The organism is Fundidesulfovibrio sp. YSD1 (assembly GCF_055397115.1).
The window spans coordinates 1,163,920-1,185,845 of the sequence record NZ_AP043666.1; the positions used below are offsets into that span (position 1 = coordinate 1,163,920).

The 21,926-nt window shown below is 68.0% G+C and carries 18 protein-coding genes and 1 tRNA gene; 9 read left to right on the forward strand and 10 right to left on the reverse strand.

What is annotated here, in order from left to right; genetic code table 11:
- Positions 1–126 precede the first annotated feature (126 nt).
- Both ndk and proC read left to right on the forward strand, forming a co-directional pair.
- Positions 127–543, forward strand: coding sequence for a nucleoside-diphosphate kinase (gene ndk / locus ACZ5V4_RS05495; protein WP_464317169.1), 417 nt, complete (start codon positions 127–129; stop codon positions 541–543).
- Positions 544–550: 7 nt separating this feature from the next.
- Positions 551–1,351 (forward strand): pyrroline-5-carboxylate reductase, encoded by an 801-nt coding sequence (gene proC, locus ACZ5V4_RS05500; protein ID WP_464317170.1) that lies wholly within the window; start codon positions 551–553, stop codon positions 1,349–1,351.
- Between the two features lie 126 nt (positions 1,352–1,477).
- Here proC and ACZ5V4_RS05505 read toward each other — a convergent pair whose 3' ends face one another.
- From ACZ5V4_RS05505 to ACZ5V4_RS05525, 5 genes are all read right to left on the reverse strand, one after another.
- Positions 1,478–1,684, reverse strand: a complete 207-nt coding sequence (locus ACZ5V4_RS05505; protein ID WP_464317171.1) for a cold-shock protein — start codon at positions 1,682–1,684, stop codon at positions 1,478–1,480.
- An 82-nt stretch (positions 1,685–1,766) separates the two neighbouring features.
- Entirely contained in the window at positions 1,767–2,714 is a 948-nt protein-coding gene (gene cbiB / locus ACZ5V4_RS05510) for an adenosylcobinamide-phosphate synthase CbiB (protein ID WP_464317172.1), read from the reverse strand.
- A gap of 67 nt (positions 2,715–2,781) precedes the next feature.
- Positions 2,782–4,353: a methyl-accepting chemotaxis protein gene (locus ACZ5V4_RS05515; protein WP_464317173.1), complete on the reverse strand. Its 1,572-nt coding sequence runs from the start codon at positions 4,351–4,353 to the stop codon at positions 2,782–2,784.
- A 216-nt stretch (positions 4,354–4,569) separates the two neighbouring features.
- On the reverse strand, positions 4,570–5,037 hold the full coding sequence (locus ACZ5V4_RS05520) for a tRNA (cytidine(34)-2'-O)-methyltransferase (protein ID WP_464317174.1): 468 nt from the start codon (positions 5,035–5,037) through the stop codon (positions 4,570–4,572).
- Between the two features lie 49 nt (positions 5,038–5,086).
- A tRNA-Val gene (locus ACZ5V4_RS05525) sits at positions 5,087–5,162 on the reverse strand.
- Between the two features lie 141 nt (positions 5,163–5,303).
- Here ACZ5V4_RS05525 and rfbB point away from each other — a divergent pair.
- The gene (rfbB, locus tag ACZ5V4_RS05530) at positions 5,304–6,326 is read left to right on the forward strand and encodes a dTDP-glucose 4,6-dehydratase (RefSeq protein WP_464317175.1); all 1,023 of its coding nucleotides are present in this window, start codon (positions 5,304–5,306) and stop codon (positions 6,324–6,326) included.
- Entirely contained in the window at positions 6,323–7,195 is an 873-nt protein-coding gene (gene rfbD, locus ACZ5V4_RS05535; RefSeq protein WP_464317176.1) for a dTDP-4-dehydrorhamnose reductase, read from the forward strand. The genes rfbB and rfbD overlap by 4 nt, the downstream gene beginning before the upstream one ends.
- A 193-nt stretch (positions 7,196–7,388) precedes the next feature.
- Here rfbD and ACZ5V4_RS05540 read toward each other — a convergent pair whose 3' ends face one another.
- Genes ACZ5V4_RS05540 through ACZ5V4_RS05550 form a run of 3 tightly spaced genes read right to left on the reverse strand, consistent with a single transcriptional unit; the run spans position 7,389 to position 12,699 of the window.
- Positions 7,389–8,759 (reverse strand): esterase-like activity of phytase family protein, encoded by a 1,371-nt coding sequence (locus tag ACZ5V4_RS05540; protein WP_464317177.1) that lies wholly within the window; start codon positions 8,757–8,759, stop codon positions 7,389–7,391.
- Positions 8,760–8,783: 24 nt separating this feature from the next.
- Positions 8,784–10,181 (reverse strand): sigma-54-dependent transcriptional regulator, encoded by a 1,398-nt coding sequence (locus tag ACZ5V4_RS05545; protein WP_464317178.1) that lies wholly within the window; start codon positions 10,179–10,181, stop codon positions 8,784–8,786.
- Complete coding sequence (locus ACZ5V4_RS05550; protein ID WP_464317179.1) at positions 10,168–12,699, reverse strand: c-type heme family protein; 2,532 nt, start codon at positions 12,697–12,699, stop codon at positions 10,168–10,170. The genes ACZ5V4_RS05545 and ACZ5V4_RS05550 overlap by 14 nt, the downstream gene beginning before the upstream one ends.
- Positions 12,700–12,708: 9 nt before the next feature.
- On the opposite strand from ACZ5V4_RS05550, the gene ACZ5V4_RS05555 reads away from it, so the two are divergent.
- From ACZ5V4_RS05555 to dnaK, 5 genes are all read left to right on the forward strand, one after another.
- Positions 12,709–13,236 carry a protein-tyrosine phosphatase family protein gene (locus tag ACZ5V4_RS05555; protein ID WP_464317180.1) on the forward strand — a complete coding sequence of 176 codons (528 nt, stop codon included), beginning with the start codon at positions 12,709–12,711 and terminating at the stop codon, positions 13,234–13,236.
- A gap of 394 nt (positions 13,237–13,630) precedes the next feature.
- Positions 13,631–14,845, forward strand: a complete 1,215-nt coding sequence (locus tag ACZ5V4_RS05560) for a histidine kinase (protein WP_464317181.1) — start codon at positions 13,631–13,633, stop codon at positions 14,843–14,845.
- 88 nt (positions 14,846–14,933) lie between these two features.
- Entirely contained in the window at positions 14,934–15,974 is a 1,041-nt protein-coding gene (gene hrcA, locus ACZ5V4_RS05565; protein ID WP_464317182.1) for a heat-inducible transcriptional repressor HrcA, read from the forward strand.
- Positions 15,975–16,036: 62 nt separating this feature from the next.
- Positions 16,037–16,555: a nucleotide exchange factor GrpE gene (locus ACZ5V4_RS05570; protein ID WP_464317183.1), complete on the forward strand. Its 519-nt coding sequence runs from the start codon at positions 16,037–16,039 to the stop codon at positions 16,553–16,555.
- 271 nt (positions 16,556–16,826) lie between these two features.
- Positions 16,827–18,746, forward strand: a complete 1,920-nt coding sequence (gene dnaK / locus ACZ5V4_RS05575; protein ID WP_464317184.1) for a molecular chaperone DnaK — start codon at positions 16,827–16,829, stop codon at positions 18,744–18,746.
- A gap of 162 nt (positions 18,747–18,908) precedes the next feature.
- Here dnaK and ACZ5V4_RS05580 read toward each other — a convergent pair whose 3' ends face one another.
- Entirely contained in the window at positions 18,909–19,187 is a 279-nt protein-coding gene (locus ACZ5V4_RS05580; protein WP_464317185.1) for an SH3 domain-containing protein, read from the reverse strand.
- A gap of 272 nt (positions 19,188–19,459) precedes the next feature.
- On the reverse strand, positions 19,460–21,835 hold the full coding sequence (locus ACZ5V4_RS05585) for an ABC transporter substrate-binding protein (protein ID WP_464317186.1): 2,376 nt from the start codon (positions 21,833–21,835) through the stop codon (positions 19,460–19,462).
- Positions 21,836–21,926: the final 91 nt, after the last annotated feature.

Sequence of the window (21,926 nt, forward strand, 5' to 3'; positions counted from 1 at the left end):
GTGTGGCCCCGGCGCTCGCATTTGACCGGTCCGGTGGGGCGCCGGAGAAGCATCCCCATGGTGGGCGAGGTGCTTTTTCATCAGGGAGCGTTTGGACTACCAACCTCCAACAAAGGAAGGTCCCCGATGGAAATGACCCTCTGCCTCATCAAGCCCGACGCCGTGCGCCGCAACCTCGTGGGCGGCGTGCTGTTCATGATCGAACAGGCCGGGCTGAAAATCGTGGCCATGAAGATGCTCAGGCTGGACCAGCGCCTGGCCGAAGGCTTCTACCATGTCCACAAGGAGCGCCCGTTCTTCGGCGAGCTCACCGAGTACATGGCCTCCGGCCCCATCGTGGCCGCCGTGCTGGTGGGCGACGACGCCATCAAGCGCTACCGCGAGCTCATGGGCGCCACCGACCCGGCCCAGGCCGTTGACGGCACCATCCGCAAGGTCTACGCCCTCTCCAAGCAGGAGAACTCGGTGCACGGCTCCGACGCGCCCGAGACCGCGGCCTTCGAAATATCCTACTTCTTCAACGCCACCGAACTGGCAGGATGACACGACAATGAGCGCGACCGTCTCCTTCATCGGCACGGGCAACATGGGCGCGGCCCTGATCAAGGGCCTCTCCGGCGTCGAATCCGTGAACCTCATGGGCTTCGACCTGGACCGCGAGAAACTGAACGCCCTGTGCGCCGAGTGCACCCTCTCGGCCGTGCAGACCATGCAGGAGGCCGTGGAAAAGGCCGACTACGTGGTCCTGTGCGTCAAGCCCCAGCAGATGAAGGCGGTGCTCGCCCAGATCGAGCCCGCGCTCGCCTCCGCCAAGTGCCTGGTGTCCATCGCGGCGGGCGTGACCTGCGCCCAGCTCTCGGAGTGGACCGGCGGGGCCTGCCCCGTGGTCCGGGTGATGCCCAACACCCCGGCCCTGGTGGGCGGCGGCGTCTCCGCCGTCTGCCTGGACGACCCGAGGCTGACGCAAGGCCAAAAGGACATGGTCAAGGACATCTTCGCCAGCGTGGGCACCGTGCACGTCTTGGAAGAGAAGGCCTTCGACGCCTTCACCGCCGTGGCGGGCAGCGGCCCGGCCTACGTGTTCTACTTCATGGAGGCCCTGATAGAGGCCGGCGTGGCCTCGGGGCTGCCCAGGCCCCAGGCCACGAGCATCGTCACGGAACTCCTCCAGGGCTCCGTGAAGCTCGCCCAGACGAGCATGGGGCACGTGAGCCTCTTGCGCGAGATGGTCACCTCCCCCGCCGGGACGACCATCGCGGCGCTTACGCACTTCGACCGCCAGGCCGTGCGCGCCGCCATCATCGACGGCGTGCTCGCGGCCAAGAAGCGCGGCGAGGAGCTCGGCCGCTAGCGCGGGCCGATCCACACGAAAAACACCGGGGCCGGTCAGCGATGACCGGCCCCGTTTTCGTTCCCGCCCGCGAAAAGAAAAACCCCGCCGGGAGGCGGGGTTTCGAAGGTCGTCGGGTTTTGATGCCTAGGCGTCCTTGACGACGTTGGTGGCCTTCATTCCGCGTTCTCCGGTCACCACTTCGAAGACGACCTTCTCACCTTCGCGCAGCGTACGGAAGCCTTCCCCCTGGATGGCCGAATAGTGAACGAAGATGTCGTCCTCCCCCTCACGGGTGATAAAACCGTATCCCTTCTTGTCGCTGAACCACTTTACGGTGCCTTCGAGAGCCATAAACCTCACCCTCCTTGATGAAACTATGGCTCAGTATTTCGGTTATCGAAAGGAAAAGGTCAACAAACCGTGCGGTAGGGTTTCACGAAAAGAGCAATACATGACAAAAGAGCAATGCAACCGGCATCAATACCACACCGAATCCGGACATAAAAACCAGCCTGAGAAGCATTTTCAACTGCAACGCATTCCAGCTTGCATCCATCGGACCTAGCTGAGGTTTTTCCACGCGTTTCCCGAAATAGACGGCCGGCCCGCCCATGCCCGCCTTGCAGAGCCACGCGGCGGCGGCCATGGGCCAGCCCGCGTTGGGGCTGGCCATTCGGCGTGCGTCCCGCGCGACGTTGGCCAGGGCATTTTTCCAGTCCAAACCCAGGAAAAACCCGGTTGCGACCAGCAAAAGAGCGGACATCCTGGCCGGAACCCAGGCCAGCAGGTCGTCAAGGCGCGCGCCTGCCCAGCCGAGATCCCGGAACCGGTCCGTCTTGTAGCCCCACATGGAGTCCATGGTGGATATCGTTTTATAGAACCACATCAGTTCCGGGCCGCCCAGCAACAGAAAAAACATCGGCGCGACAAAGGCGTCGCAGAAATTCTCTGAGACGGTTTCGGCCAGGGTGCGCGAAAGCCCCTGCCTGTCCAGGCGGGAGGTGTCGCGGCTGACCAGGTAGGAGAGCTCGCGCCGGGCCTCTTCCAGCCTGTCCGAGGCGATGAGCCGCGAGACGTTGCGGGCCTCGCGCAGAAGCTGCCCCAGGGCCAGCCCGGCATAGGCGAAAAAGAGGGCAAAAAACGCTCCGGCGTAAGGGATGGCGGCGAGCGAGTGGACAACGCCCCAGGCGAGCGAGCCGAGCGCCAGGGCCACGGCCAGGCCGAAGGCGCGCCTGCCCGGGGGCGCGAGGGCCTGGCCCAGGGGTTCCAGGCGTTCCAGGGCGCGGCCTATGAGCCGGACGGGATGGGGCCAGCGGTGGGGGTCGCCCAGGGCGAGGTCCAGGGCGAAGGCCGCGCAGGCGATAAGAACGGTGTCCTTCATGAGGGGCGCAAGGTGCCCCGGCCTGGCCCGTCAGGTCAAGGCCGGTTCGCGCCCGCGCGCGGGCCGCTCACGAACCCAGGGCGCGCACGGCGTTCTGGAGCTCCCCGGCCAGCCTGGAGAGCGAGTCCACCCCCCCGGCCGCGCCGGTCATCTCCCGGGCAGTCTCGGCCGAGACGCGGCGCACGTCCTCCACGGCGCGCGAGATCTCGTCGCTGGCCGCGGACTGCTCCTCGGCGGCGGCCGCGATGGAGCGCACCTGGTCGGAGGTCTGCACCACCAACCCCACGATCTCGCCCAACGCCTGGCCCGAGCGCCCGGCCAGGTCCGTGGCGCGGTCCACGGCCCGGGCGGCCTGGTCGGCCTCGCCCACGCTCTCGCCCACGCCCTTCTGGATCGCGCCGATGACCTCGCCCACCTCCTTGGTGGCGCTCATGGTCTTCTCCGCGAGCTTTCGCACCTCGTCGGCCACCACGGCGAAGCCGCGCCCGGCCTCGCCCGCGCGGGCCGCCTCGATGGCCGCGTTCAGGGCCAGGAGGTTGGTCTGGTCCGCGATGTCGGAGATCACGCCCATGATGCGCCCGATGTCCCCGGCGCGCTCCGAGAGCCCGGCCATGCTAGCCTTGAGCCTGCCCGTGAGCGCGTCTACCTGGTGGATGGCCTGCACGGCCTGCTCCACCACCTCGGCGCCCTGCCTGGCCTTGACCTGGGCCTCGCCCGCGCGGTCGGCGGCGTGGGAGGCGTTCTTGGCCACTTCCAGCACCGTGGCGTTCATCTCCTCCATGGCCGTGGCCGTCTCCTCGGCGCGGCGGCTCTGCACCGAGGCCCCCCGGTTGGCCCCCTCCACCTGTGAGGACAAAAGCCCGCTGGTGTCCGAGAGCGCCCTGGCTATCTCCTCCACCAGATGCACGGCCTTGAGGATGCTCTCGCCCTGGGCCACTATCTGCGCCTCCTTGCGGTGCAGGTCGGTGTAGTCCAGGTACATGCACATGCCGCCGCTGACGTTGCCGTCCAGGTCGTGCAGGGGCGAGAGCGCGGCCTGGATGAAGCGCGTGTCGCCCTTGATGTTCTTGAACTCCACGTCGCGCACCACGCCCTGGTTCTTTTCCATGATCTCCACGATGAGCGCCTTGCGCGCGCGGTCGCCGTAGAAGAACTCCGAGAAGAACATGCCGATGTGATCTTCCGGCCTGCCGTCCCGCCCCAGCATCTCCAGGCAGGGCTTGCTGCAGAAGGTCAGATTGCCCTTGAGGTCGACGAGCGCGTACGGGATGAGCACGGCCTCGGTCAGGCCCTTCCAGTTGCCGAGCGTCAGCTTGAGCTGGCCCACCAGCGCTCCCGCCGCCTCGGCCGCAGCCCGGGCCTCGGGCGCGGTGCATTCCGGGATGGGGGCCTTGAAGTCGCCCCCGGCCACCCGCGCGCAGGCCCCGGCCAGTTGCCTGAGTTCCGCCGAGGCGGAGCCCGTCAGCAGGAGCGCGGCCCCGGCGGAAGAGGCCAGCGCGGCCAGCCCGGCCACGGCGTAGGCGGCCGCGCCCGAGAGCCCCAAGAGGGACACGGACACGGAGTGGAACACGAGGCAAAGCGCGACGGCGGCGAAGCAGGCGGCGACGGCCCTGGTGGTGAGCGAAAACGATGAAATCATGGCGAACCTCTCAGGATGGGGCCAACCCGGGGTGATTGGATACTGCGTTTACCATACTAGTTAAGTGGCGCAGGAGAAAAGAAAAAAGATTCGGAATGATGACGAAGTTCAGCGCCTGAAGCGGGGCGCTGCACCGCCTCCCCCGGAAGCGCCGTGCGGCGGCCCGGGGCCCTTACGGCGCCTGTGCGGCAGGAGGCGTGTTTATTCGCCGGAAGCTCAGGCGGGCAGCTTGCCCGTGACGCGCAGGGCCTCGTAGAGCAGGATGGAGGCGGCGTTGGCGATGTTCAGCGAGCGCACGTAATCGAAAATCGGGATGCGCACCAGGTGCTCCTGGCCTTCGAGCATCTCCCCGGGCAGGCCCGTGCTCTCCGACCCCAGCACCACGGCGTCTCCGGGCCGGAAGGCGAACTCGTGGTAGGCTACGCCCAGGATGCCCCGGTTGCCCGAGGAGGTGAACACCAGCCGGGAGGGATTCGCCCCCTCCAGGTAGGCCCCCCAGTCCTTCCAGACCGAGAGTTTCACGTGGGGCCAGTAGTCCAGCCCGGCGCGCTTCAGGTAGCGGTCCTCCAGCTTGAAGCCCAGGGGCTCCACCAGGTGCAGGCGCGTGCCCGTGGCCGCGCAGAGCCTGGCTATGGAGCCGGTGTTCTGGGGGATTTCAGGTGCGTGAAGGACGAGGCTCGGCATGATCGTTCCATGCAAAAAGCCCCGCGAAAGCGGGGCTTTTCGATTCCGGTGGTGGGCGGTCTGGGATTTGAACCCAGGACTTCCACCGTGTGAAGATGGCACTCTAACCGCTGAGTTAACCGCCCGAGGAGGAGGTAGATAAGGAAATCGCCCGGGGTTGGCAAGCACTTTTTTTACGCATTGATTCCGATCCCCGTTTGAGGCAGGAAGACCCCCGGGGGAGACCCCCTCGTCACACCCCACATCACGCTAGGAAGGTCCCATCAATGAGGCTTCTCGTCACCGGCGGGTGCGGATTCATCGGCACCAATTTCGTATACATGATGCTCAGGAAGCATCCGGACATGGTCATCGTCAACCTGGACAAGCTGACCTACGCCGGAAACCGCTTCAACCTGCTGCCCATCGAGAAGGAACTCGGCGGCAAGCGCTACCACTTCGTGCACGGCGACATCGCCAACGCCGAGCTGGTGGCGCACATCATCACCGACCACAAGGTCGACGCCGTGGTCAACTTCGCGGCCGAATCCCACGTGGACCGCTCCATCGCGGACTGCAACCCCTTCATCCTGACCAACGTGCTGGGCGCGCAGGTGCTCCTGGACACCGCCCGCCGCCTGGAGGTGCCGCGCTTCGTGCACGTCTCCACGGACGAGGTCTACGGCACGCTCGGCCCCGAGGGCAAGTTCACCGAAGAGACGCCGCTCGCGCCCAACAGCCCCTACTCGGCCTCCAAGGCCTCGGCGGACATGCTCTGCCGCGCCTTCTTCGAGACCTACGGCTTCCCGGTGTGCGTCACGCGCTGCTCCAACAACTACGGGCCGTTCCAGTTCCCGGAGAAGCTCATCCCGCTCATGATCATGAAGGCCTCGCGCGGGGAGAAGCTGCCCGTGTACGGCGACGGGCTGAACGTGCGCGACTGGATCCACGTCATGGACCACTGCCGCGGCGTTGAGCTGACCCTCTTCAAGGGCCGCCCGGGCCAGGCCTACAACTTCGGCGGCAACGCCGAGAAGCCCAACATCGAGGTGGTCAAGACCATCCTCTCCGCCCTGGGCCAGCCCGAGACCCTGATCAACTTCGTCAAGGACCGTCCCGGCCACGACCGCCGCTACGCCATGGACTACTCCCTGGCCGAGAGCGAGCTGGGCTTCACGCCCGAGTACACCTTCGAGCGCGGCATCGCCGAGACCCTCGAATGGTACGCGGCCAACGGCGCCTGGCTCGAGCAGGTGCAGAGCGGCGCCTACCGCTCCTTCATGGACAACTGGTACGGGGAGCGCCGATGAACAGACGCGTGGCGGTGCTGGGCGGGCGCACGGGGCTTCTGGGCGTGCCGCTGACAAGGGCCTTCGCCGAGGCCGGATTCGAGGCCGAACCCGTGGGGCGCGCGGATTTCGACATCTGCGACGCCGAGGCCATGGGCTCCTTTCTCGACGAGTTCCAGCCCGAATGGCTCGTGAACGCCGTGGCCTACACGGCCGTGGACATGGCCGAGGACGAGCCCGCCGAGGCCGCCAGGCTGAACAAGTCCCTGCCCGCCATGCTGGGCAGGCTCTGCGCGGCCAGGGGCGTGGGCCTCTTCCACTACAGCACCGACTTCGTGTTCGACGGCAGGAAGAACACACCCTACACCGAAGAGGACCCCACCGGCCCCACCGGGGTCTACGGCCAGACCAAGCTCGACGGCGAGAAGGCCCTGGCCAGGCTGGGCTACGACAAGGTCATCGTGGCCCGCGTGGCCTGGCTGTTCGGGCCGGGCAAGAAGAACTTCGTGCGCACCATGCTCACCCTGGCCAGCCAGCGCCCGGAGCTGCGCGTGGTCCACGACCAGATCGGCTCGCCCTCCTGCACGCTGGACCTGGCCCAGTACTCCGTGGCCCTGGTCATGGCCGGGGCCACCGGGCTCTACCACCTGGCCAACGCGGGCCGCGCCAGCTGGTGCGAGCTGGCCACCGAGGCCGTGGCCGCCGCCGGGTACGAATGCCACGTGCAGCCCATCACCACCCCGGAATACCCCACCAAGGCCAAGCGCCCGGCGTACTCCGTGCTGGACACCTCCAAGTTCGCCAAGGCCACCGGCATCTCCCCCAGGCCCTGGCTCCAGGCCCTGCGGGAATACGTCTACGCCGAGATAGAGGCCGAAGCAGCGCTCTGAGAACCGGCGAGAGCTTCGCTGGTTTCACTCATGCCTTGAAATATGGCCGCCCGGCTGCCTGGAAGCGCGCTTCCAGGCAGCCGGGCGGCCCATTCGTTGCATCCGGCGATCGACGCGAAGCTACCGGGGGTGCAGGGGCGTCACGCCCCTGCCGGGAGAGGCCCTTCGATGCCGGCGCCCTCTCCGGTCTTCATCAATACTCCGTCACCTTTTTCGGCAGCGTGGCCACCCACAGCCTGGGCGAGACCGACGACGGCCTGAAGCTGATCACGGCCGTGCTGGGCTTGCCGTCGTAGAGAAGCTTGCCGCCCTCGCCCAGCACGTAGGCCCCCGGGTCCAGCACGGGCTTGCCGTCCAGGCCCGTGGCGTAGCCCGCGATCTGCTGTTCCAGGCCGAAGCCGTGGCCGCTCATGAAGGCCAGGGTGCGCCCGTCGGCCAAAAGCGCCATGCTCTCGGCCCAGCCGCCGGTGAACCCGGCCTCGTGCAGGTCCAGCACCAGGGTCTTGCGCGCCAGGGCGAAGGCCTTGGCCAGCTGCTTGCGGTCGGTGATCACCTCGGGGGGCTGGCCCGCGTCGTTGACGACCCTGCTTATGTTGTTGGCCTGGGTCAGGTCCGCGGCGAACACCAGGCTGCGGGGCCTGCCGTCCTTGTCCACGCCCTGCTCCAGCACCAGCAGGCGCTTCTCGGCGAAGGCCACGGGTTCGCCCGTGAACACGGCCGCCGGATCGGGGAAGATCTCCTCCACGGGATAGGGCAATTGGCGCACGCGGTCGGTGTCCGGGTCGAACTCCACGATGCGGCTGAACACCCCTGGCTTGCCCTCCACGAAGAGCACCCCGCGCATCATGGTGTAGACCTTGCCGGACGGGCTCACCGAGGCCCCGGAAAAGCCCCAGCCGGGCCTGCGCGTCCCGAGGTAGGGCTCCAGCCCGGAGCCGGGGGCGACCATGGAGAGCACCGCGCCACCGCGCGGGGACACGCGAGCCAGGGCCGGGCGATAGCCGTCGGCCAGCCAGAACGCGCCGCGCTTGAAGTCGTAGGCCACGCCCTGGGGGTCGATGCCGCGCTCGTCGGGCTTCAGGGGCTTAAGCGCCAGGTCCAGCGGCGCGTTCGCGGGCGAGCCGGGCACGGCCGGCCCCGGCGGCAGCCCGCGCAAGGGGCCGCCCTCATCGTTCTTGAGGGGCAGGAGCCCCACCACCTCGGCTTTGGAGCCGGAGAGCTTCATGGTCACGATGGCCGGGTTGAAATCCGGCGAGACGAAGATCAGGGACGCGCGCGCGTCGGCCCCGTCGAGCACGGTGGGGCCGGGGGCCACGGGGCCGCGCCCGGTGAGCGTGTGCAGGACCATGCTGCCGTCTGGCTGGCCCTGTGCGCAGTTCAGCCCGAAGCCGAGCCCCGGCACCAGCCCCTTGGGAAACTGGGCCTTGAGCGCTTCGGGCGCGGGGATGGCCATGGAGGGCGGGATGACCACCTCCGGGGCGCGCACGGAAGGGGCCTGGGCCGAAGCGGTGGCGGCCAGGGCCCACAGGGCGAGGGCTGAAACCAGGGCAAGGCAACGCGACATCCACATCTCCTGACGAGGCTTGGCTCAAGCCTTGAAATCTTGGGCTTCCATGCCTAGCCTTTTGAGAATCTTCTGTAAACTCGCGCGCTCGAGCCCGCTGACCCTCGCGGCCTCGGAAATGTTGCCCCTGGTGCGCCCGAGCAGCTGGCTGACGTAGGCCCGCGTGAAGGCCTCCAGGGCCTGGTTCTTGGCGTCCTGGTAGCTGCCCAGCGCGCAGGAGTTGGCCTCCACGAGCCCCCCGCCGCCGTCCACGATCCTGGCGGCCTGGGCGTCTATTACCTCCCCCGGCGAGAAGACCACCAGCCTGCGCACGTAGTTGAGCAGTTCGCGCACGTTGCCCGGCCACTCGCGCCCGGCCAGGTAGCCCAGGGCGTCCGGCGTGAGCTCCTTTTCCGGCAGGTTCATCTCCCGGCAGGTGCGGCGCAGGAAGTGCGCGGCCAGCAGGGGCACGTCCTCGCGGCGCTCGCGCAGGGGCGGGGTCTGGATGGTCAGGACGTTCAGGCGGTAGAAGAGGTCCTCGCGGAAGGTGCGGTCGCGGATCTTCTCCTCCAGGTGCTGGTTGGTGGAGGCGATGATGCGCACGTCCACGCTCACGGTCTCGCTGCCGCCCACGGCGCGCACCTCGCGCTCCTGGAGCACGCGCAGAAGCTTGGTCTGCACGTTCATGGGGATGTCGCCGATCTCGTCCAGGAGGATCGTGCCGCCCTCGGCGGCCAGGAAAAGGCCCTTGCTGGCCTTTTCCGCGCCCGTGAAGGCCCCCTTCACGTGGCCGAAGAGCTCGGATTCCAGCAACTGCTCCGGGATGGCCGGGCAGTTCACGGAGATCATGGGGCCTTCGCTGCGCCCGCTCATGCGGTGGATGGCCCGGGCCACCACCTCCTTGCCCGTGCCGGATTCGCCCTGGATGAGCACCGTGTAGTCCGACCCGGCCACGGCCCCGATGGTCTGCTTGAGCCTGACCACGCTGGGGGACTCGCCGATGAGCTCGCGCCACGTCTCGGCCTCGGCCACGGACTCGCGCAGGCGGCGGTTCTCCGAGAGCAGGTGCGAGCGCTCCAGGGCCTTTTCCAGGGCCAGGAAGAGGTTCTCGGGCTCCACGGGCTTGGTCAGGAAGTCGTAGGCCCCGGCCTTGAGCGCGGCCACTGCCGAGCCCACGTCGCCGTGGGCCGTGAGCATGACCACCGTGAGCGACGGCGAGGCCCGCAGCGCGCTCTCCAGGAGCTCCTGGCCGCTCATGCCGGGCATGCGCAGGTCCGTGAACATGATCCCCGGGGACTTGGCCTCAAGCGTCTCCAGGGCCGAGGCCCCGTCGTTGGCCAGGAGCATCCTGGCGTCCGGGTGGCGCGAGCCGATGAGCCTGGCCAGGCCCTTGGCGAAGTCCGGCTGGTCGTCCACCACGAGGATGGTCTCAGGCTGCCGCATCGCTGGCCTCCCGCGCGCCCGCCAGGGCCAGGCGCACGATGAACACCGCGCCGCCGTCGTTTATGGCCTCCACGCTGCCCCCCATGTCGTTGACCAGGCCGAAGACCACGGCCAGGCCCAGGCCCGTGCCCTTGCCCACCTCCTTGGTGGTGAAGAAGGGGTCGAAGATGCGCCCAAGGTGCTCGGGCGGGATGCCCGGCCCGTTGTCCGCCACCCTGAGGAAGGCTTTGCCGTCCTCCACGCCCACGCTCACGCGGATGGCCCCGCCGCGCGGGCTGACCGCGTCCAGGGCGTTGATGAGCAGGTTCGAGAGTATCTGCTCCAGGGCCGTGTCGTCGGCGTCCACCCGGGGCATGGAGCCCGGGGCGTCCACGGTCAGAGCCACGCCCTCGGCCGCGGCCTGGGCCTGGAAGACCCCGGCGGTGCGCCTGGCCGCGGCCGCCAGGTCGCAGGGGCCGGTGGCCCCCTTCTTGGGGCGCACGAAGTCGAGCAGGTCCCGGAGCACCTTCTTGGCCTGGCGGGTGTGGCGCAGGATGACCTCCACGTCCTCGCGGACGTTCTCCTGGCCCGCCGAGGCCTTGAGCAGTTCGCCGTAGAAGAGGATCACGCCCAGGGGGTTGTTGATCTCGTGGGCCAGCCCGGCGGCCAGGCGGCCCACGGCCAGCAGCTTCTCGTTCTGCTGGGCCATCTCCTGCATCCGGCGCTCGCCCGTGACCTCGCGGGCGTAGGCCACCAGCCTGCCGCCCCGGCCGCTGTACTCGGGCAGGGGGTAGAGCGAGACGAAGAAGGTGCGGTCGCCCGGCAGCCCGACCTCGCGCACGCTGGGGCCGGAGAGGGCGTCCTCGGGCAGGGGCCTGCCGGGCTTGGCGCCCAGGGCCTCGCGCAGGAGCGCGGCCACGGCCTCGGACCCGTCGCGGCCCTTCTCGCCCAGGAGCCTGGCCGACTCGTTGGCCAGCACCACCTGGCCGTGCTCGTCCAGCAGGGCCACGGGGTCGCTTATGCCCTCGAACACCGCGTGCAGCAGGTCGTTCTGCCGGATGAGGTTGTCGAGCGCCTCCATGTTCTCCATGACCACGCCAAGCTGCTGCCCCACGGCCATGAGCACCTCCACGGGCATGGGCTCGGGCATGTTCTCCCTGCTCCAGCACAGGGTCATCATGCCGTGGGCCGCGCCCGAGGTCTGCACCGGGATGAAGGCGCAGCTGCCCTTGAACAGGGGCTCGCCCTTGGCGGCCATGCGCTCCCAGGCCAGGGGCATGGGCGCGGCCGCGTCAGGGTCCGGCCAGGAAAACGACGCGCCCATGGCCATGGCGCAGCAGTAGCTCACGCGGTTGGCCCCGAAGCGCCTGCCGATGAGCCCCAGGCAGTTGTCCAGGATCTCCTTGCGTTCGCGGGTGCGGTTGAGCCCGTCCAGCAGGCTCACGAAGAGGCCCACGTCCGCGCGCCTGGCCTCGGCCTCGCGGCTTAAGTCCGAGGTGCGCTCGGCCACCATGGCCTCCAGGTTGGAGGCGTAGGACTGGAGTTGCCCCCTGGCCTCGCGCAGGCTCTCGGCGAACTGCTCCATAGAGGAGAGCATGAGTTCGATCTCGTCGCGCTGCGGCACGGGCGACTGGGTCTTGGGCGCGCTGGCCGCCTCGCTGACCGCCTCCGGGAAGTGGCGGCCCATGAGCGAGAGGGCCTTGCGCAGGTTGTGCACCACCAGGCGGTTGAAGAAGACGTAGATGGAGCCGAAGAGGATGAGCGCGCCGAAGCTGAACATGAGCACGAAGCCCAAGGTCGCGCCGTGGATGCGCTCCACGCTGCCCTGCATGGGCAGGCGCACCACGTGCGCCCCGGCGAGCTCGCCCTCCTTGTGGTTGAAGCCCAGCGACGAGCCGTAGGCGGCCACCAGGTCGCGCGGGGCCTTGGCCGGGTCGCCGTGGCAGCGCAGGCAGAAGCTCTGGTAGCGCACGGGCTGGGCCATCACCAGGTATTCCTGGCCGTTCTCCTTGATGATGGCCTCGCCCCACTCCTTGGCGGGGTCGGCCTTGAAGCGCTCGATGAAGTCGCGCTCCAGGCCCACGGCCTCGAGACCGGGGCTGCGCGCGCCGATGGCCACGCGCCTGAAGAGGAAGTCCTCCTTGCCGTCCTGGCCCATGGGCCCCATGGCCGCCCGGGCGAGGTTGGTGCAGGACATGGCCTCGAGAAGGCTCTCCTCCTCCAGGAGGCTTCCGGTGATCACCGGGCGCAGGTTGTCCTGCACGTAGGCGTGCAGGGACTCCACGCCGCGCAGGATCACCTGGGCCTTGCCGCGCGCCTCCTGTTCCAGGGTCTCGCGCAGGTACTGCTGGAGCAGGTAGACGAAGAAGACGCCGACCACCACCATCATGGCCGCCAGGCCGATGATGAACTTGGTCTGGAGGTTTCTGGGCTTGAAGATGTTCATGTCGGGTGCACTGTAATGCCGCTCGGGGCCGAGGGCAACCGCGCCCAGCCCCGTGATGGCGGGTGTCTTGACGGGCGCCCCCTTGATGGACATGAGTTGTCTATGACGCAGCTTCCGGCCGCAGCCTCGCCGCCGCCCTTGCCCGACGGCTACGAGATATTCTGGGCCACCGAGCAGGTGGCCGTGGGCGCCATGCCCACGAAGCCCGAGCACCTGGAACTCCTCAAGGCCCAGGGCCTTCAGGCCGTGCTCAACCTCTGCGCCGAATACTGCGACCTGCCCGAAATAGAGCGCGACTTCGGCCTGGCCGTGCACTTCCTGCCCGTGGACGACATGGGCGTGCCGGACGAGGCGGAGCTGGACCGGGCCCTGGACTGGCTCGACAAGCGCATCGCGGGCGGCGGCAAGGCCTTCATCCACTGCCGCTTCGGCATGGGCCGCACGGGCACGGTGCTGGCCTGCTGGCTGGCCCGGCGCGGGGTGTGCCTGACCCCCGGCCGGGGATGGCGCGCGGCCCCGGTCTCGCACGAGCAGCACCGCTTCGTGCGCTGCTACCTGGAGCGCATGGGCGTGGCCCAGCCGCGCGGGGACCTCTGGGAGCGCCTGATGGCCTGCATTTTCGGCAGGTGAGTCCTCCAGGGTGCATTCCTGGGAACGCACCCTGTAAACCCGGGTTTGCGGATTTTTCGCCCCTTTCGGCCGCCAGTCTCTTTCAACACCCCGTATATCTTGATCTTGTCGTTTTCTCGTCGCGCTGGCACGCTCCATGCTAATAAGAGGGCGGGTTGGTTGTGGTGGGGGATGCCGCGAGAATTAGAGCGCTCGCGGCGAGCTTCCCCCGCGAGTCGAGAGTTACCGGTTCATCCGGACCTCTTCCCTCAGGGCAGGGCCGCGAAGATGACGATCTTCGCGGCCCCTTATTTTCCGCTTGCCTTTCTTTCGGCCTGTTTTATCCTTCTTTCAATCCATGCCGCCATTTTCTCAAGACCTCCAGACCGCCTGCAGATTCGAGAACCGCCTGGACGTGCGCTGCGCGATCACCCGCCTCATCGGGGACGCGCCCAAGCCCGTTCGCGTGGCCATCATGCACATGCTCGTGTCCCTGAAGACCAGCCTGGACGTGCTGGTGAACCGCCCCGAGTTCCAGAGCCTGGAAAAGCCCGTGCGCGACTGGGGCGAACTGCTCACGGGCCTGACCGAGCTCAGCGTGGACATCGGCCGGATCAAGTCCTCGCGCATCGCCAGGCTGCGCCATTGCCACCCGCACTTCATCCAGCTGGAGCACCGCTTCGAGCTGCTCAAGCGGGCCTACGAGCAGGGCACGCTGATGATCGAGATCATCTACGCCCTGATCGAGGCCGGGCAGGAGTTCGCCACGGCCGAGGAGGTGCTCGAGCAGTCCGGCGAGATACTCTTGCGCGAGCTCGGGGCCGACCTCTTCGTCTGCCGCCTGCGCGACGGCGAGGGCAACTGGATCAACGTGGCCGCCAGCGACGCCGAGGGCAGGCAGACGCCCATCTTCGTCTGGGCCATGGAGGACTCCCTGCCCAACCACCCAGTGATGCGCGCCGTGCACGAGCGCGGGGTGTTCCACGTGCTCTCCAACGACCTGCGCGGGCTGGAGCGCGGCGGCGAATCCGTGGACTGCATGGCCTACCAGGAGGGCTACCGCTCCCGCCTGGCCTTCCTTTTGCGCCAGGACTGCGAGGCCTTCGGGGCCATCAACCTCTATTCGCACCAGCCCGGCTTCTTCGACCGCTACGACTCCCAGTTTTTGGCCGACGCCTCCAAGATCGTCTCCCTCACCGTGGGCAGGCAGCTGGAAGTGGGCAAGGACGCCCTGGCCAAGGCGGCCGGCGGCATGGCCCACGTGGGCAACAACGTGCTCGGCATCATGATGAACTACAACGCCCTGGTGCTCGAGGAGCTGGAATTCCACTCCGCCGAGGTCAAGGCCGCGCTCTCGCGCACCCAGCCCGACCGCGACGTGGAGGGCCTGGCCCGCGAGATCGGCTCCCTGCGCAAGCTGCTCATCGACCTGGACCTGGACCGCAAGATCACCTGCCTGCGCGGCGTGGACGAGGCCATCCTGCGCCTCAAGGCCGCCATCGAGAACCTGCTCGGCCAGGTGGAGAATCCCGTGCTCATGCCCTACGTGCGCGGCCAGGAAGTGCTCGACCTGGAGCACACCCAGCACGCGGCCCAGGCCAAGGCCCCCCCCGGCGGCCACCCCTCCTGACCCTCCCGGGCGCGCCCGCGCCCGTCCTTGACAGGCGCGCGCGGCGTTGTTAGCTGTCTGGCACTCCCAAAAGGCGAGTGCCAAAGCCATGCGTGAAGCCCCACTCATCCAGCGCGAACTCGAGGTCCTCACGGCCATCGTTGAGGAGTACATCGCCAAGGCCCAGCCCGTGGGCTCGCGCACCGTGTCCAAGGGCGGGCAGATGTGCCTGTCCCCGGCTTCCATCCGCAACACCATGTCCGACCTGACCGACAAGGGCTACCTGGAGCAGCCCCACACCTCGGCCGGGCGCATCCCCACGGCCAAGGCCTTCAGGCTCTACCTGGACCAGGTGGTGCAGATGCGCCCCCTGCCCGCGCCCGTGAAGGAGATGATGGCCTCCTCCCTGGGCCAGGCCGGCATGGAGATCGACGCCGTCCTGCGCCACGCCTCCAAGGTGCTCTCCACCGTGTCCAAGCAGGTGTGCATGGTGCTGGCCCCGCGCCAGTCCATGGCCCGCTGGCGGCAGATCGACTTCGTGCTTTTGCGCCCGGGGCTGATCATGGCCATCCTGGTGCTCCAGGGCGGCATGGTGCAGAAGCGCCTGGTCAGCGCGGCCACGGACATCACCGCCGACGACCTGGTGCACTTCGGAAACTACCTCAACCACCATTTCAGCAACCTCACCGTGGCCGAGGTGCGCGACCGCATCATCGCCGAGATGGCCGCCGCCGAGCGCAGGCTGAACGACCTGGCGGGCCGCGCCATGCTCCTGGCCGTGGACTCCTTCAACGCCAGCGAGCCGCCCGCGTTCTACGTGGAAGGCACGCTGAACATCCTCTCCCAGCCCGAATTCTCGGACCTGGGCATGATGCGCGAGGTGCTGGGCGCGCTCGAGGACCGCACGCGGCTCCTGGAAGTGCTCGACAAGACCATCTCCGAGTACCGCACCGTGGTGGTGTTGGGCGAGGAGGCCCAGGTGGGCGACCTGGCCGGGTGCGGCCTGGTGTCCTCGCCCTACGGCGGCCAGGGCGCGCCCGTGGGCGCGGTGAGCGTCATCGGCCCCATCCGCATGGACTACGCCGAGGTGGTCCCCCTGGTGAACTACACGGCACAGTTGATCACGAGCCTTCTGGGGAAGCATTTCTGACCCAGGCCTTTTTTCCCGCGCCAATCCGTGTTACCTGAAGAAGCCCTTTCAAGGAGCGATGCATGACGCTTGAGAACGATACCCCCGAGAACGCCCCCGAGGAGGTCCGCCCCATGACTCCCGAGGAGGAGATCGCCAAGCTGCGCCAGGAAGTGGCCGCCGAGACGGACAAGCGCCTGCGCGCCCTGGCCGAGACGGACAACCTCAAGAAGCGCCTGATCCGGGAGAAGGAGGAGTTCGTCAAGTTCGCGGCCGAAGGCGTGCTGGCCGACCTCCTGCCCGTGCTCGACAACCTGGACCTCGCCCTGGCCCACGGCCGCGCCGTGGAGGCCTGCAAGGACATCGTCATGGGCGTGGACATGACCCGCAAGGTGTTCCTGGACACCCTGGCCCGCCACGGCCTGGAGCCCTGCGGCGCAGAAGGCGAGGAGTTCAACCCCGAATCGCACGAGGCCGTGGGCACGCAGCCCGCGCAGCCGGGCGTGATGGAGCCCGGGCGCGTGGCCAGGGTGATGCAGGCCGGATACCGCCTGCGCGGCAGGCTCCTGCGGCCCGCCAAGGTTCTGGTCAGCCAGGACTGACACGGGCAAACGGCCCGGAGCCCGGACGCAAACGCGCCCGAAGCGGGCAAAACGGCCCCTTTCCGGGCCTGGAAGCCCCCTTTCGGCCCTTCTCCGCCGTAAAACCCCGGGACTGCGGCTAAAAAATGCGCCAATGCCCCTTTACAGCCCGGGAAAGCGGCTTATAGTCGGAGTCTGAAGCGCCCGCCCTGCGGGCGCTCCTTGCGAAGAAACCATCCGGTTCCCACACGACACCGGCAGACATCATCCCCTTCAAGGAGGAACCTGTTTCATGGGCAAGATCATCGGGATCGACCTCGGCACGACCAACTCGTGCGTGTATGTCATGGAGGGCAAGGACCCGAAGTGCATCACCAACCCCGAAGGCGGGCGCACCACCCCCTCCGTCGTCGCCTTCACCAAGGAGCGCCTGGTGGGCGAGATCGCCAAGCGCCAGGCCGTCACCAACCCGGAGCGCACCGTCTTCGCGGTGAAGCGCCTCATGGGCCGCAGCTTCGACGCCCCGGAAGTGTCCGAGTGGCTCAAGCACTGCCCCTACAAGATCGTTTCCGGCGCCGGCGGCGACGCCGCCGTGGAAGTCGACGGCAAGCGCTACTCCGCCCCCGAGATTTCGGCCATGATCCTGGCCAAGCTGAAGTCCGACGCCGAGGCCTACCTGGGCGAGACCGTCACCGAGGCCGTGATCACCGTCCCGGCCTACTTCAACGACTCCCAGCGCCAGGCCACCAAGGACGCGGGCCGCATCGCGGGCCTGGACGTCAAGCGCATCATCAACGAGCCCACGGCCGCCTCCCTGGCCTACGGCTTCGACAAGAAGGCCAACGAGAAGATCGCCGTGTTCGACCTGGGCGGCGGCACCTTCGACATCTCCATCCTCGAGGTGGGCGACAACGTGGTCGAGGTGCGCGCCACCAACGGCGACACCTTCCTGGGCGGCGAGGACTTCGACCACCGCGTGATCCAGTACCTGGTGGACGAGTTCAAGCGCGAGAACGGCATCGACCTCTCCCAGGACCGCATGGCCCTCCAACGCCTCAAGGAGGCCGCCGAGAAGGCCAAGAAGGAACTCTCCACCGCCATGGAGACCGAGGTCAACCTGCCCTTCATCACCGCCGACGCGGCCGGCCCCAAGCACATGATGGTCAAGCTCTCGCGCGGCAAGCTCGAGAAGCTCGTGGAGGACCTGATCGAGCGCACCGCCGGCCCCTGCCGCAAGGCCATGGCCGACGCCGGGCTCTCCGCCTCGGACATCGACGAGGTGGTGCTCGTGGGCGGCATGACCCGCATGCCCGCCGTGCAGCAGAAGGTGAAGGAGATCTTCGGCAAGGAGCCCAACCGCTCCGTGAACCCCGACGAGGTGGTGGCCATGGGCGCCGCCATCCAGGGCGGCATCCTGGCCGGCGACGTGAAGGACGTGCTGCTCCTGGACGTGACCCCGCTGTCCTTGGGCATCGAGACCATGGGCGGCGTGTTCACCAAGCTCATCGACCGCAACACCACCATCCCCACGCGCAAGTCGCAGGTGTTCACCACGGCGGCCGACAACCAGCCCAGCGTGTCCATCCACGTCATGCAGGGCGAGCGCCCCATGGCCGGCGACAACATGACCCTGGGCCGCTTCGAGCTCACCGGCATCCCGGCCGCGCCGCGCGGCGTGCCGCAGATCGAGGTCACCTTCGACATCGACGCCAACGGCATCGTGAACGTCTCGGCCAAGGACACGGCCACGGGCAAGCAGCAGTCCATCCAGATCACCGCTTCCTCGGGCTTGAGCGAGGCCGAGATCCAGCGCCTGATCAAGGACGCCGAGTCCCACGCCGCCGACGACAAGAAGAAGCAGGAAACCATCGAGGCCCGCAACCACGCCGACACCCTGGTCTACACCACCGAGAAGAGCCTGCGCGACCTGGGCGACAAGGTGGACGCCGTGACCAAGGGCGAGATCGAGGCCAAGACCGAGAAGCTCAAGGAGCTCATGAAGGGCGAGGACGCCGAGGCCATCAAGAAGGCCACCGAGGAGCTCTCCCAGGTGGCGCACAAGCTGGCCGAGAAGCTCTACCAGCAGCAGGGCGGCCAGCAGCCCGGCGGCCCCGAGGCCGGAGCCCAGCCCGGCGCAGGCCAGCCCGGCGGGGCCCAGGGCGGCAAGGACGACGACGTGGTGGACGCCGACTACACCGAAGTGAAGAAATAGCCGCGTCCACTGGCGCGAACGAATGCGAAAGCCCGGCCGGGGAGCGATTCCCGGCCGGGCTTTTTCCGTTTTCCCGCCTTGGCGGGCGGGGCAGGCGCACCCGGTTCGCGCCACCCTCGCGCGCGTTCCCGGATCGCGGCCGCTCCCTCAAGGCCCGTGGGCCTACTTCATGGTGTTCTCGAGGTTGACCCAGCCCTTCTCGCCGGACCCGACCACCTCGACCTCGGCCCAGTTGTTCTTGTTGTCCCAGAGGATCTTCAGCTGCTGGCCGTAGTTGAGCTTCTTCACGATCCCGGCGGTGGTGCCTTCGCAGGTGCGCAGCGGCAACTCGGACATTCCGGCTTTCACGGTTGCGCCGATCTGGGCGGCCGCGGGCAGGGCGAACAGCAACGTCAAAGCCGCGCCCAGAACGGCTCCCTTCAGCATATGCTTGTTTTTCATGGAGCACTCCTTCTGGTTGATGGTTGGCGGCGGAACCCCGGAGCACGCGCCGGGAGGGGGGTGGCAATGCCCTGCCGCGCAGGCCCGGAACTCCCGCCGTTCACGAACGGCTGGGAAAAAGGACACTACCTCATTCTCTACGCTTCCCCGATGGTTTGATCAAGCGTTAAGCGGGCAAAACGAATCCGAAACACCGGCACGCGCTTCGGCCGCGAGAGCGGCGCGGGCAGGCCGGGGAACGTAAAAGGGGAGGCGGTCGGCCGGAAAGGCCCTCAGCACGAGGATTCGGCGGGCTCGCGCGGCAGCAGGATGGAGAACGCGGCCCCCTTGCCGGGGGCGGACTCCACGGACAGGCTGCCGCCGTGGGTGTTGGTGATGATGTTGTAGGCCACGAACATGCCGAGCCCGGTGCCCTCGCCCGTGCGCTTGGTGGTGAAGAAGGGCTCGAAGATGCGCTTGCGCACGCTCTCCTCCATGCCGGGGCCGTTGTCGGCTATCTCCAGGCGCATGGCGTCGCCGTCCGGGCGCAGGGTGATGGCCAGCCTGGGGGCCGCGGGAGGGTTCTCGGCGCAGAACATGGCGTGCACGGCGTTCAGCAGGATGTTCAGGACCACCTGGCCCACCTGGTTGGACGAGCACTGCACCGGGAAGCTCTCCGGTGAATAGTTCTTCACGATCTCGACCTTCTTGAAGTCGTAGTTGCGGCGGATGTCGTAATCCTTGGACACGAGGTCCAGCATGGAGTCCACCACCTCGCGCAGGTCGCAGGGCCCCTGCTCCGGGTCGCTCTTGCGGCTGAACTGGAGCATGTTGCGCACGATGCCCGCCGCGCGCTCGCCCGCCTCGCGGATGTCGCGCACGTAGCCCGGCACGCCGCGCCGCTTGAGGTAGGCGGCCATGGCCTCCAGGTCCAGGTTCAGCTCCGAGGCGGCGCGCTCGTTGGCGTCCAGGCTCTCGAAGAGGCGGCGCTCCATGTTCTGCACGGACTGGAGGATGATGCCCAGGGGGTTGTTGATCTCGTGGGCCATGCCCGCGGCCAGGCTGCCCAGGGAGTTCATCTTCTCCACCTGGGCCACCATCTCCTGCATGCGCGTGAACTCGGTCATGTCCCGGATGACCCCCACCACGAGCCGCTGGCCCGAGGCGTCCTGGTAGAGGGTCTTCTTGGTGGAGAGGATGCGGTCGACCCCGTGGCTGTCGGTGAGCACCTCCCGGTAGACGTCCTCCCTGCCGGTCTTCAGCACCACGTCGTCGCGCTCCCAGAACACCGAGGCCTGCTTGGGCGGAAAGAAGTCCGGGTCGGACTTGCCCACCAGGTCCCCGGGCGCGAGCCCGACCATCTCAGCCGTGGCCGAGTTGACCAGCACGAAGCGGTGCCTGCCGTCCTTGACGAAGACCGGGTCCGGGATGGCGTCCATGATCTTGCTCAGGAAGTCGCGGGACTGCTCGAACTCGGCCGTGCGCTCCTCCACCTTGCGCTTGAGGCGCTTGTTGAAGACCAAAAGCGCGCCGATCAGGAGCGCGGCCAGCACCGCCAGCGACGCGGACACGGCCAGCACCATGGCCGCGACCTTGCGCCCGGCCTCCTCGCGGGCCTGCCTGACCTCGGAGTAGAGGAAACCCGAGAGGTCGATGTCCCGGGGCATCATCCCGAACGTGGAGTAGACCTTGGCGATATGCCGCCAGCGGTCAGGGTTCATGTGCCCGAGCTCCACCATCTCCGGCATGATCAGGTGGCGCATGGCCCGGGCCTCGTAGAGCAGGGCCTCGCGGTCCTTGGCCGTGGGGTAGCGGGCCAGGATCAGGTCCACGACCTCCTCGGGGTTGGCCATGGCGTAGCGCCAGCCGTCCAGGGACGCGCGCAGGAAGGCCTCCACGCGCTCGGGGTGGTCCCGGACCTCGCGCTCGGAGGTCACCAGGCAGTCCCCGTAGAAATCCACCGCGTAGTTGCGCGGCTGGATCACGGCCGGGGGCACGCCCCTGCGCTCCATGACGAAGGGTTCGTTGGTGATGTAGGCCGTCATGGCGTCCACGCGGCCCTCGATGAGGTCGTCCACGTTCCAGGAATGCGGCACGAAGACGTAGCTGTCCATGGGCACGCCCTCGTTGGCCTGCATGGCCAGGCACTCGGGGTCGGTGGGGCCGGTGAACATCACGCGCTTGCCCGCCAGGTCCTGCGGGGTGGCCAGGCCGGAGTCCTTGCGCGTGAGCACCACGGTGGGCGAGTGCTGGAAAACGGCGGCCAGGGCCACCACGGGCTTGCCCTCGGCCCGGTGCAGGAGCACCCCGGCGGAGTCCACGGCGAAGTCCGCGCGCCCGGCCAGGACGATGTCCGTGGGCAGGATGCCGGGTTCGCCCGGAAGCAGGGTGACCTTCAAACCCTCGCGCTCGTAGTAGCCCTTTTCCAGGGCGGCGTAGTATCCCGCGAACTGGAACTGGTGGCGCCACTTGAGCTGGAGCCGGACCGGGTCCAACTGGCGCTCGCCGCCCTGCTGGGCGGCGGCCCCTCCGGCGGAAAACAGAGCGGCCAAGAGCGCCAGGACCACGGCCAGCGCGCGCGGGCAGGGCAAGGCGGACGGGGCGTCCGCCGCGCCGCCGCGCGGGCGGAATGCGCACGCGCACAGGAGCGCCTGAATAACGGTCAGCATGTGGATCTCGCCGCGTTGACGACAGTGTCCCCCAGAACCTCTGAACCGGATTCATTCCTGGTTGCAGGGGATGGCGAACAATGTCAAGCGC